The sequence below is a fragment of the Streptomyces sp. NPDC046379 genome, assembly GCF_055587785.1.
Window position 1 is genome coordinate 205567 of sequence record NZ_JBVJFP010000002.1, and the last position, 12293, is coordinate 217859.

General features: G+C 71.8%; 8 protein-coding genes. 7 read left to right on the forward strand and 1 reads right to left on the reverse strand.

Translation table 11 applies throughout. The features are described 5' to 3' along the window. Positions 1 to 128: 128 nt before the first annotated feature. Positions 129 to 251 carry a hypothetical protein gene (locus tag ACZ6KF_RS04930; RefSeq protein WP_356634578.1) on the reverse strand — a complete coding sequence of 41 codons (123 nt, stop codon included), beginning with the start codon at positions 249 to 251 and terminating at the stop codon, positions 129 to 131. Between the two features lie 311 nt (positions 252 to 562). On the opposite strand from ACZ6KF_RS04930, the gene ACZ6KF_RS04935 reads away from it, so the two are divergent. From ACZ6KF_RS04935 to ACZ6KF_RS04965, 7 genes are all read left to right on the forward strand, one after another. After that, a complete protein-coding gene (locus ACZ6KF_RS04935) occupies positions 563 to 1249 on the forward strand; it encodes a response regulator transcription factor (protein WP_469237318.1) in 687 nt (228 codons plus the stop codon). A 13-nt stretch (positions 1250 to 1262) separates the two neighbouring features. Beyond that, on the forward strand, positions 1263 to 2702 hold the full coding sequence (locus ACZ6KF_RS04940) for a sensor histidine kinase (protein WP_469175284.1): 1440 nt from the start codon (positions 1263 to 1265) through the stop codon (positions 2700 to 2702). Between the two features lie 364 nt (positions 2703 to 3066). Then, the gene (locus ACZ6KF_RS04945; protein WP_356634584.1) at positions 3067 to 3996 is read left to right on the forward strand and encodes an isopenicillin N synthase family dioxygenase; all 930 of its coding nucleotides are present in this window, start codon (positions 3067 to 3069) and stop codon (positions 3994 to 3996) included. Beyond that, the gene (locus ACZ6KF_RS04950; protein WP_469237320.1) at positions 3993 to 5495 is read left to right on the forward strand and encodes a lyase family protein; all 1503 of its coding nucleotides are present in this window, start codon (positions 3993 to 3995) and stop codon (positions 5493 to 5495) included. Before ACZ6KF_RS04945 ends, ACZ6KF_RS04950 begins: the two co-directional genes overlap by 4 nt. Before the next feature lie 36 nt (positions 5496 to 5531). Further along, positions 5532 to 6557 (forward strand): GHMP family kinase ATP-binding protein, encoded by a 1026-nt coding sequence (locus ACZ6KF_RS04955; RefSeq protein WP_469237322.1) that lies wholly within the window; start codon positions 5532 to 5534, stop codon positions 6555 to 6557. A gap of 2 nt (positions 6558 to 6559) precedes the next feature. Then, positions 6560 to 8869 (forward strand): pyridoxal-phosphate dependent enzyme, encoded by a 2310-nt coding sequence (locus tag ACZ6KF_RS04960; protein WP_469237324.1) that lies wholly within the window; start codon positions 6560 to 6562, stop codon positions 8867 to 8869. Next, on the forward strand, positions 8866 to 12276 hold the full coding sequence (locus ACZ6KF_RS04965; protein WP_469237326.1) for a fatty acyl-AMP ligase: 3411 nt from the start codon (positions 8866 to 8868) through the stop codon (positions 12274 to 12276). The genes ACZ6KF_RS04960 and ACZ6KF_RS04965 overlap by 4 nt, the downstream gene beginning before the upstream one ends. The last annotated feature ends 17 nt before the right edge of the window (positions 12277 to 12293 follow it).

Consider the following 12293-nt stretch of genomic DNA (forward strand, 5'->3'; position numbering starts at 1 on the left):
ATACTCCTGTGGGATTCCGGACTTTGCTGGCTGGAGCGGACCGGGACCGCCGCGCTGCCGCGGTCCGGGGAGGGCGTTCAGGCCAGAGTTCTCCGGCCGGCCCCCACCCCGGACGGGGGAAGGCGGGGTCAGGAGATCTCGGGCGACGGGACTCCGGACGGTGGGCGGTTCGTCGAGTTGTACAGGAGCCAGAAGGCCGTGAGCAGCAGGAGGAACGCGACGGTCATCAGGAGCCAGTTCCTGAACCGCATGGTGGACCTCCTGCGGGCATTGCGGATGCCGGGGCGGTCGCGACTCCTCGTCGCTCCGTGGATCACTGAACCTCGGCACTCACGCTAGGCGGCGCATCTGCAGCGGACCGTCAAGTCCAGTGCAGGGGATCGTTCAGCTTCGGGCATGGAGTCGACCGAGGACGGGCACGGAATGGGGCCGAAGGGGCGCGGTGGGACTCCTGTGGCCTGTTTCCGTGGTCGGCGGATCAGGCCCTACTGACTATCGCGACTACGGTGGTTAGAATCCCGACCGCGGGTCTGCCGACAGCCTGTGACGGGGGGTTCACCACGTGCGCATACTTGTGGCTGAGGACGACGAGCACGTTGCGGACGCGCTGGCGGACGCGCTCCGGCAGCACGGTCACACCGTCCTGTGCAAGGCCGACGGCGTCGAGGCGGTGCGGACGGTGGAGCAGGCCGAGTTCGTCCTCCTCGACCTGGGCCTCCCCGAACTCGACGGCTACGAGGTCTGCCGACGCATCCGCAGCACGTCGACGGTCCCCATCATCGTGCTGACGGCACGGTCCGAGGAGATCGACCGGGTCATGCTCCTGCAGGCCGGCGCGGACGACTACGTCGTCAAGCCGTACGGCTTCCGTGAACTCCTGGCCCGCATCGAGGCCGTGACGCGGCGCACCACGCAGGCCGCGCCCCCCGTGCCCTCCCAGGCGGCGGCCGGCTCCGCGCTGGGGATCGGCCCGCTCAGCATCGACGTCCGGGCACGCAAGGCCTCCATGGCAGGCCGACCGCTGTCCCTGACGGCCAAGGAGTTCGACCTCCTGGCACTGCTGGCCACCGAGGGCGGCGCGGTGCTCACCAGGGAGCGGCTCATCGAGACCGTCTGGGACGAGAACTGGTTCGGCTCGACCCGGACACTCGATGTCCACGTGGGCGCCCTGCGCAACAAGCTGGGCGACAAAGGATGGATAGAGACCGTCCGCGGTGTGGGCTTCCGGCTGACCGACCCGTGCGGCTGAGGAGGGCGGGCCAGTGCGGAGAAAACTGCTCCTCACCTACCTGACCCTCACGTCCGTCGTCCTGCTGATGCTGGAGATCCCTCTCGCCCTCGGCCACTCCCTGAACGCCTACCACCAACTGGCCTCGGCACGAGCCCGGGAAGCCCGTGTACTGGCGGTGCACGCCAGGGACGTCCTGACCGACGGGGCAGCGGCGGCCTCCTTCGAGGAGCGGCTGCGGCGCTACGCGGAAAGCCACCGGACCGAGGTCGTCGTCGTGGACGTCCGGGGCAGGGTGGCCGCGGCGTCGCACACCGACGTCGACGGCGTCGCGGCCGTGCTCCGCTCGCCGCTGGCCCAGGCGCTGCGCGGCGAGTTCCCCGGCCCGTCCCGGCTCGGGGGTCACGCCCTGCGTCCGGGCGATGCGATCATCGCGGAGCCCGTCCTCCAGGGGGACGAGGTGATCGGCGCCGTGGGGTCCGTCGCCTCGGGGACCGCGGTGGAACGGGACCTGGACCAGCACATCCTGCTGCTGCTCGGTGCGGCGGTGCTGGCGCTGACCGCGGTCGGCGTGGCCAGCGTGCCCCTGTCCCGGTGGCTGCTGCGGCCCATCCGGCAGTTCGACGACACGGTGCACTCCATTCTCGACGGGGCGTACGACGTGCGCGTGCGGTGCGAGGGAGGGCCGCCCGAAATGCGCGGACTGGCCGGGGGGTTCAACCGGATGGCCGATCATCTGGTGACCTTGCTGGAGACCCAGCGGGCGTTCGTGGCCGACGCGTCGCACCAGATGCGCAATCCGCTCACCGCGCTGCGCCTGCGGGTCGAGACGCTGGAACCGGCCGTCCGGCCGGAGTCCAGGAAGCAACTCCACCAGGCAGTGAAGGAGATCGAGCGCCTCTCCTCGCTGCTCGACCAGTTGTTGCGGCTCGCCCGGGCCGAGGGCCGGGACCAGTCCGTGGAACCGGTGAACGTGGCCGAGGTCGTCGCTGCCAGGGTGGACGCCTGGGAGCAGGCGGCGGCGCGCAAGCGTGTCACGCTGCTCGCCCCCGACCCGGACGGGACCGTCGCGGCCTGTGTGCCGGGCCATCTCGAGCAGATTCTCGACGTACTCATCGACAACGCGATCCACGCGTCCGGTGCGGGCGGATCCATCACCATCCGCCACCGGGCGGCGGGAGCGCATGCGCGGATCCAGGTGATCGACGAGGGCCCGGGCATGTCGGCGGAGGACTGCCGGCGGGCGCTCGACCGGTTCTGGCGGGGCGACAACTCCGCCAAGCGCGACGGGTCGGGGCTGGGACTGGCGATCGCCGCCACGCTCGCCAAGGCCAACGGCGGGTCGCTGCGGCTGCTGCCCGCGACCCCGCACGGCATCGAGGCCCGGGTGGAGATGCCGCTCTGCCCCCGGACGGCGCCGGCCGCCGAGAGCCGGGTACTCGTGCCCGCGTGCCCTCCGGCCACCACGGACTGAGGCCCGGCGGTGGAGGACAGGCGGTCCTGTCCGGAGGACCGTCGCCGGCTTCTTGGCACAGTGCAGACCTCCCGGCCTTGCCGGGCTCTTGCCCTCCCCTTGACGTTCTGCTGCACAGCCGTTGATCCGCGCCCCCCTACGGTCGTCACTGTTGGAAGGGCATCGCCCTCGGCGCGGGCCCGGACGGCCTGCTCTCCTGCTTCCCCGCTCCGCTCCCCGCCCCGCCCTCCGTGGCGCCGGGGGCGGACCGAGGACTGCCCGGCGCGCAACGCACGACGCAGGTACGGAAGTCGGCCGAGGCCGCAGCGGTCACGGCCGAGCAGACGAGCGCGGCACCGAACGCCGCCCGAGCGATGGAGCTGCCATGGCAGACGACTTTGTACCGGTCATCGACCTGTCGGACCGGGACACCGAAGCCGGCCGCGCGGAGATGTCCGCCGCGATCCGGCGCGCGTGCGAGACCTCGGGGTTCTTCACGATCGTCGGGCACGGCGTGCCGAAGGACCTCGTGGACCGCATGTACACCACGACGAAGGGCTTCTTCACCCTGCCGGAAGCGGAAAAGGAGCTGAGCGCGAACCAGGGCGCCGGGGTGTCCGGCCTGCGCCGCCCGGGCGGGCCGTACGAGGCGTTCGCGGCGCACGTCACCGGGGACCTGAGCGAGGAGGAGCGCGCGAGGCTCGGCGACTACCCGGCGACCTGGAAGGCGGCCAACATCTGGCCGGACGCCGCTTTCAAGGCGGTCTGGTACGAGTACATCGCCGCCATGACGGAGCTGTCGGCCGACATCATGCGGCTGTTCGCCCTGGCGCTCGATCTGGACGAGGACTTCTTCGACCGGAAGTTCGACGAGCACGTGTCGCTGCTGCTGGCGAACTACTACTACCCGGACCCGGAGCCCGACCGGCTCCGCCGCGACGCCCACACCGACTGGGGCAGTCTCACCGTGCTGTACGTGGAGGACGCGCTGGGCGGCCTGCAAGTGCTCCGGGGCGACGACGACTGGCTGGACGTCCCGGCCGTCCCGGGCAGCTTCGTGGTGAACATCGGCGATCTGATGGCCTTCTGGACCGGCGGCCGCTGGAAGTCGACGGTGCACCGGGTCGTCAATCCCGAGGCCGAGGGAGCGACGTCGCGGATCTCCATCCCGTTCTTCTACCTGCCGAACCACGACACCTCGATCGAACCGATGCGGGCGCCGGCGGCCGGCGCCACCGAGGCGGATCTCGACCGGGTGACCGTCGGGCAGTGGTTCTCGTGGAAGATGCGGACGACCTACCAGGCCGCCTCATGAGTCCGGAGCCGGGGCATTGCGCGACCCCGATCAGCGGACGCATCACCTCGCCCCCGAGCGCTCTGCTCCACGACGAGATACTCGCTCCGCAGTTCCAGTACGAGGCGGAACACCTCCTGCCCTGGTACGTCGCCATCGAAAAGGTGCTCGCCCTCGAGTACGGGCGGATGGGCATCGTCTCCCGGGCGCGCGTCCAGGAAATCGGGCGCCTGCTCTCGGGGGCCACGGCCGAACGCATCCGGGCGAGCCCGGCCGGCAACATGTCCGACATCGCGTTCGCCCTGGAGCGCTTCGTGGAGGAGCGACTCGCCGGACCCGTGCCCGCATGGCACGTCGACCGCAGTCGCAACGACCTCCAGGCGTGCGCCCAGCTGCTCTTCGGCAGGGAGCAGTTGCTCGGTACCGCGGAGCAGCTCCTGGAATACGCCCGCACCGTGCACCGCCTGGCCTCCCGCACCCTCGACATCCCCATGCCCGGCTACACCCACCTCCAGACCGCCCAGGTCATCACGCCCGGCTTCTACCTGGCGGCCCTGTGCGAGCAGGCGATCCACTCCCTGACCCGACTGCTGTCCACCTACGACGGGATCGACGTCTGCCCGCTGGGCGCCGGCGCCATGGCGGGACAGGAACTGCCCTGGGACCGGGGCCGCATGGCCGAACTCCTCGGGTTCCGCGAAGCCCGGCCGCACGCACTCGCGGCCGTGGCCTCCCGCGACTGGTCCGTCGAGATCACCGCCGAGTTCTCCGTCCTCGGGGTCTCACTGAGTCGCTTCGCCACCGACCTCATGAGCTGGGGCAGCAGCGAGTACGGATTCATCGACCTGCCCGACGGCCTCAGCGGCATCTCCTCCGCGATGCCGCAGAAGAAGAACTTCCCGGTCCTGGAACGCATCCGGGGCAGGACCGCGCATCTCAGCGCCTTCCACCTCGACCTCGTCCTCGGTCAGCGCAACACGCCCTACTCGAATTCGGTCGAGGTGTCGAAGGAAGCCGGCGCTCACCTCCTTCACGCCTTCACCGCCGTACGGAGCGTGCTGCGCCTGCTCGGCGCCGTACTGGACAACCTGCGGTTCCGGAAGGACCGGATGCTCGAGGTGTGCGAGCGCGAGTACCTCGGTGGTTTCACCCTGGCCAACCTGCTGACGCTGGACGAGGACGTGCCCTGGCGACGGGCCCAGGTCATCGCCGGGCAGTACATCGTCGCCGCCTCCGGACGCGGGCTGTCGCCGCGCGAGACCGCGCCCGACCTGCTGCGCGAGGTCGCCCTCGCGCACGGCTTCGCACTCGCGGAGCCCGGCCGCGCCCTGGCCGTGGCCTTCGACGTGGAGGAGAGCCTGCGCCGGAAACGGTCGGCGGGGTCCGCACACCCCGACGCGGTGCGCGAGGTGCTGGCCGAGCAGGCCGCTCACCTCGACGAGCAGCGCGCCCAGTGGGAGGGACGCGGTGGGCGTCTGCGTGGCGCGCTCGGAGAAATCGATCGGCAGCTGGGCATTTGACGGCGGCATGGACCGGAACGGACTCGGGGGGAGCGGATGACCGGACCACCGGATGAACAGCAGGGGGCATCGCCGTACGGCTCCGACGGGGAAGACGGCGTCGGCCGCGGTGTCGCGAACGGAACCTTCGGGGAACTGCTCCAGGGGATGCTGCCGGACGGCGACCTGGACTTCCTCGTCACCTTCCCGATCACCCGCACCTCCACGGCGGAGTTCCGGCTCACCCCGTCCCACCGCGAGGTGGTGGTCCAGCCGGCGCACAAGACCAAGTCCCGTCTGCTCGCGGAACGCCTGCTGCTGGCCCACGGATATCGCGGCGGCGGCTCACTGAGCATCACCACCACCCTGCCCGAGGGGAAAGGGCTCGCCAGTTCCTCCGCCGATCTGGTGGCCACCGCCCGCGCCGTCGGCGAGGCGGTGGGCCTGCGGCTCACCGAGGAGCGGATCGAGTCGCTGCTGCGCGGCATCGAGCCGTCGGACGGCGTGATGTACCCGGGAATCGTGGCCTTCTACCACCGGGAAGTGAGGCTGCGGGAGAGACTCGGGTTCCTCCCGCCTCTCACCATCGTCGCCCACGACGTCGGGGGAATGGTGGACACCGTCCGGTTCAATCGGACGAAGAAACCGCGCGGCTCGGCCGAGAAACGCGAGTACGCGGCGCTCCTGGCACGACTCGCGGACGCGGTCCGGGCGGGTGACCTCCAGGCGGTCGGCGGTATTTCCACCCGCAGCGCGGAGATGAACTCCACGCTCTCGCCCAGAAAGCACTTCGGCGATCTGCTGCGCATGTGCCGGGACATCGGCGGACTCGGACTCGTGCTCGCCCACAGCGGGACGAACCTCGGCATCCTCCTCCCCGGCGATGTGGACGAGCACGCGGAGGAAGTCGAGTACGTCCGCAAATCATGCGCCGCCTTCACAGGGAGTGTGTCCGTCTACCGCTCGTTGGGTCCCGAAAGCCGGCGATCCGACGGGCCGGAGACATCCGGACGTCCGGAAAGACCCGAAGGCTCCGTCACCACCTCCGCCACCACCTCCGTCGGCAACCACCCAGGGATCTGAACATGCTCTTCAACAGCGTGGTCGACACGATCGGACACACGCCGCTGGTGCGCCTCCGCATGGACGGCGCGCCGCGCGCCGAGGTCTACGCGAAGCTGGAACTGCAGAACCTGTTCGGCATGAAGGACCGCGTCGCCCGGAACATGATCCTGGAGGCGAAGCGCACCGGCGCCCTCCGCGACGGGGCACCCATCATCGAGAGCTCCTCCGGCACCATGGCGCTGGGCATCGGCATCGTCGGAACGGCCCTCGGCCATGACGTGCACATCGTCACCGACCCTCGTATCGACGAGGTCACCCTGGCCAAGCTGCGCGGACTGGGATGTCAGGTGCATGTCGTAGAGGCGATGGGGGAGGCCGGGTGGCAGAGCGCACGGCTGGAACTGCTGGACCGCCTGATCGCGGACCTGCCGGGCGCCTTCTGGCCGCAGCAGTACAGCAACCCGGACAACCCGGGCGCCTACCGCCTGCTCGCCGACGAGATCCTGGAGGACCTCGGACCGATCGACGTACTCGTCGGATCGGTGGGCAGCGGGGGATCCCTGTGCGGCACCGCCCGTGCCCTGCGGGAGACCCTGCCGGACCTCACCGTGGTCGGCGTCGACGCCGTGGGCAGCGTGCTCTTCGGGCAGCCCGACATGCCGAGCCGGCTGCAGAGCGGTCTCGGCAACAGCCTGCTGCCGAAGAACCTCGACCGCCGTCTGATCGACGAGGTGCACTGGCTCAACGACGCCGAGGCGTTCGAGTCCACCCGTGCCCTCGCCCGTGAGCAGCAGATCTTCGCGGGGAACACCTCGGGGTCCGTGTACCGGGTGCTGGGCGACCTCGCCGCCCGGGCCGAGCCGGGCACCCGCATCGTCGGCATCCTCCCGGACCGCGGCGACCGGTACGCCGACACCATCTACAACGACGCGTACTGGGAGCGGAAAGGACTGCACGAGCAGGCCACGGCCCCCCGGCCCCAGGTCGTGGAACCGGGCCGGGTCGTGCACCAGTGGTCCCGCACGGCACGGGAGGGCGACGGCACGGACGGGCTGAGCCGGCACCTCGTCTTCGTGGAGTCCAACACCACCGGGACCGGCATGCTCGCGCTGGAGACGACTCGCCGGCTGGGATACGAACCCGTCCTGCTGACCAGCAGGCCCGACAGGTACGCCGGGCTCGCCGAGGCGGAGTGCGAGGTGCTGGTCTGCGACACCAACTCCCTGGCCGAACTGCGCCGCGGCATCCAGGACCGTTTCCGTCGGGAGGAGATCGCGGGCGTCACCACCACCAGTGACTTCTACGTCCCGCTGGTCGCCGAGCTGACGGCGTGGCTGGGGCTGCCGGGCAACCCCGTCGAGGCGGTGGCCGCCTGCCGCGACAAGTCGGCGCTGCGGCGGATACTGCGCTCCGCGAAGGTGCACCAGCCGCGCTTCGCCGCCGTCACCGACGTCGCCTCGGTGGCCGGGGCGGTCGACACCACCGGCCTGCCGTGCGTGGTCAAGCCGGCCGACGAATCGGGCTCCACCAACGTGCTGCTGTGCACCACCCGCCAACAGGCCGAGGACCAGGTACGGAAGATCCTCGCCGTCCGGGTCAACGCCCGGGGCCTGCCCACGGCCGGTGTCGCCCTGGTCGAGCACTACCTGGAGGGCCCCGAGTTCAGCGTGGAGATGTTCAGCTGGAAGGGCGAGACGCGCTGCATCGGCATCACCGAGAAGAGCCTCACCGGCTCCCCGTACTTCATCGAGCACCGCCACCTCTTCCCGGCCCCGCTCCCGCCCGCCGTCGCGGGCCGGCTGGAGGACGTCGCGCGCCGCGCTGTGCAGTCCGTCGGCATCGAACTGGGCGCCACCCACACCGAGATACGGCTCACCGAGGACGGCCCCGCCGTCGTCGAGATCAACGCCCGGATGGCCGGCGGCATGATCCCGGAACTCATCCGGCTGGCCACCGGGACGGAACTCCTCGAACAGCAGCTGCGCGTCGTCCTGGGCCAGCCCCCGGAGCCCATGGCCGAGCCGGACCGCTACGCGGGCATCGAGTTCCTGCTCGCCGGCCGGGAGGGCGAACTCACCGGCGTCGGCGGCGTCGAGCAGGCGCGCGCCATCGAGGGCGTGGACCGCGTCGTCGTCACCGCCCGCCCGGGAGCCCCGGTGCGCCCGCCCCGTGACGCACTCGACCGCCTGGGCTACGTCATCGCCCGCGGCGACTCCCCGGCCCAGGTCGCCAGGACGTGCGCCGACGCCGTCGGCCGACTGGCCCCCGGAATCCAGGACGCGCCGTCGCAGGGCGCCCGCCGGACGGCGGACGGGGGGAGGGCACGGTGACGCAACCGACGGCCCGCCCGGGCTTCGCATCGATCCCCGCCGCCCTCTCCCACTGGGCCCGTGAGCGGCCGGACGACACCGCGTACACGTTCGTCGGGCCCGAGCTCGCCGTGGAACGGAGGGTGAGCTACCGCGAGCTGGAGCGGTCGGCGCTCGGGATCGCGGCCTGCCTGCAGCGCACGGCACGTCCGGGCGACCGGGTCCTGCTGCTCTTCCCGCCCGGCCCCGACTACCTGACGGCATTCCTCGGCTGCCTGTACGCCGGCGTGGTCGCGGTGCCCCTGTACGCACCCCGGCCGGGCGCCAGGCTCGACCGCATCGCGGCGGTGTCCCGCAGCTGCCGCCCCACGCACGCCCTCACCACCGAGGAGATCGCCGGGAAGCTGAGCGAGACGCTCTGGCCGCAGGGCACGGCGGGCGGTCCCGTGGTGCGCACCGTCGAATCCATGCCGGCGACCGGCCACGAGCGGTTCCGGCCCGTCCGGCTCGACGGCGCGGACCTCGCCTTCCTCCAGTACACCTCCGGATCCACCGGGCTGCCCAAGGGCGTGATGGTCAGCCACGGCAACCTGGTGGAGAACGAGACGGCGATCACGCACGGTTTCGGCATCCGCCCCGACGACGTCGTCCTGAGCTGGCTGCCGATGTACCACGACATGGGGCTGATCGGCACCGCGCTGCTGCCGCTGTTCCTCGGCATCCCGTCGGTGCTGCTCAACACGTTCGCCTTCATCCACGATCCGATGATCTGGCCGCTCGCGATCGCTCGCTTCGGCGCCACCTGCTCCGGCGGGCCCAACTTCGCCTACCAGCTCCTCGTCGACCGGTACGACCCCGCGCGGCTGGCGGGAGCCGACCTCGGCTCCTGGCGGGTCGCGTTCAACGGGGCCGAACCGGTCAGCGAACGGACGCTTCGCGGCTTCACCGCCCGGTACGCCGAGCACGGCTTCGACGCGGGCGCCGTGTACCCCTGCTACGGCCTGGCGGAGGCCACGCTCTTCGTCTCCGGATCCGAACGCGGGGCCGGGTACCGGGCAGGGCGGTTCGACCGGAGCGCCCTGGAGAAGGGGACGCTCCGGGCCGCCTCCGAAGGGGCGGCGAACACCGTGGCGATCGTCTCCTCGGGCAGCGCGGCCCTCGGGACCACCGTCGTCGTCCGGGGCGAGAACGGGGAGAGCCTGCCGGACGGGGCGGTGGGGGAGATCTGCGTGCGCGGCCCGGGCGTCGCGCACGGCTACTGGGGCGACCCGGCTGCCACCGAGGAGACCTTCCGGGCCCGCGTCGCCGGGCGGCAGGGGGCGTTCCTGCGCACCGGGGACCTCGGCGCCGTCCACGACGGACAGCTCTACCCGGTGGGGCGGAGCAAGGACCTGATCATCGTCGCCGGACGCAACTTCCACCCCCATGACATCGAGAGCGTCGGTTCCCGGACCTCCCCGTACTTCCGCCCGGGCGCCGCCGCGGCCTTCCAGCCGGATGCGCAGGAGCGGGACGTCGTCCTGGTGCTGGAGGTGACCCGCGAGGGGCTGGCCGCGCTGCGCACCGACGACAGTGCGGCGCGCCTGCTGGCCGAGGGCGTGCGACGAGAGGTCGGCACGGAGTGCGACGTGCACCTCGCCGACGTGGTCCTCGTCTTCCCGGGGTCCCTGCCCAAGACGTCCAGCGGGAAGATCCGCCGGTCGGAGACCAGGCAGCGCCACCTCGACGGCGCCCTGCGGACCGTCCGGCGGTCCCGGCCCGCGCCCCCCGCCGCCGGTGCGGCCGAACCGGCGCCGCCCTCCCCGGCAAAGCGGGAGACCGGCCGGGAGGCGCTGCGCGGCACACTCGGCCGGCTCGCCGCCGGCCACCTGGGATACGAGCCGGGCCCGGAGGACCAGGAGCTGCCGCTGGCGGCGCTCGGTCTGGACTCGCTCAAACTGGTGACGCTGAAGGGCGCGGTGGAGCGTCACCTGGACCGACCCGTGGAGGCGGGCCTCTTCTACGGCGACCGCTCCCTCGCGGAGATAGCCGAAGAACTCGCCGCCCCGCCGCCCCCCGCCGCCACGCCGCCCCCCGCCGCGGCTTCCACCGGGACACCGGGCGACGGCGCCGGGACGTTTCCGGCGTCCGAGGCCCAGACGCAACTCGCCTTCCACGACGAGCTGCACCCGGAGGACACCGCCAACATCCTGCCCACGGCGGTACGCATCGCCCGGCGGCTGCACCCGGACCGCCTCCGCGCGGCCGTCGCCGCCGCCGTCGCCCGGCACCCCGCCCTCCGGACCACGCTGGGCCCCCTGGGCACCGGCACCCAGATCGTGCACGACAGCGTCCCGCTCGACTTCCGGCACCGGGAGGAGGAGAGCGAGGATCCCCAAGCGGCCCGCCGCTTCCTGGAGGACGTCGCCTACCGGCGGTTCGCCCTGACGTCGGGTCCTCTGGTGCGGGCCGCCGCCGTTCTCACCCCGACCGGCACCGTGCTGATGCTCGCCTGCCACCACGCGGTGGTCGACCACTGGTCCCTGCGGATCGTGATGGCCGAGATCCTGGCCGACCTCCTGGGAGTCGACGACGCACCCGGACCCGGCGCCGAACCCGCCGTCACCACGCCGGCCGGCGCGGCCGAGTGGGCGGCCGCCCAGACGGGCGCGCTGGACTCCGACGCGGCGAAGGCCCACCTCGCCGCCCTGACCGAGCGGTGGCGCCCGCTGCGCAACCACCTGCTGTTCCCGCACGAGCGGCCGGCCAGGCGCCGGCGCAATCCGGCGGGGATCGCCGACTTCGCAGTCGACGCCGCGACCACGCGGCGCGTTCACGAGCAGGCCCGCGCGCGCGGCCGCACCCCGTTCGTCCTCTTCGCCACGGCCTACCTGCGCGCGCTGCACCGGGTCACCGGACACCGGCGGATCGTCATCGGCACGCCCCACCACGGACGCGGCGACTGGCGCTACGCGGGGACCGTGGGATACCTCGTCAACATGCTGCCGCTGCTGGGGGATTTCAGCAGCGGTGACGCCCCCGACGAACTGGCGGAGCGCACCTGGCGGGAACTGCGCACCGGCCTGGAGACCGCGCACCTTCCCCTGTCCCGCCTGATCAGGAGCCTGGCGCCGGAGCGGCACGGACAGAACCCGCTCTTCCAGGCGACGCTGACGTTCCAGCAGTCGGCCGGCGGCTGGCTCGACGAGGGATTCGCGATTCCGTGGAGCGGCTGCCGCCAGAGCTTCGGCGGCGTCGAACTCGAGGCCTTCGACATACCGCCCCGCGATGTGCCGTTCGCGCTCAGTCTCTACGGCGCCCGCCACGGCGACCGTCTGGTGTTCCGCCTCCAGTACCAGCGTGACCTCGTCACGCACGGCGTGGCGACGCGGGTGGGCGAGGAGTTCCGGGCCGGCCTGCACGACCTGATCGGTCTTCCCCCGAAATGACACGGATTTCAGGAGGT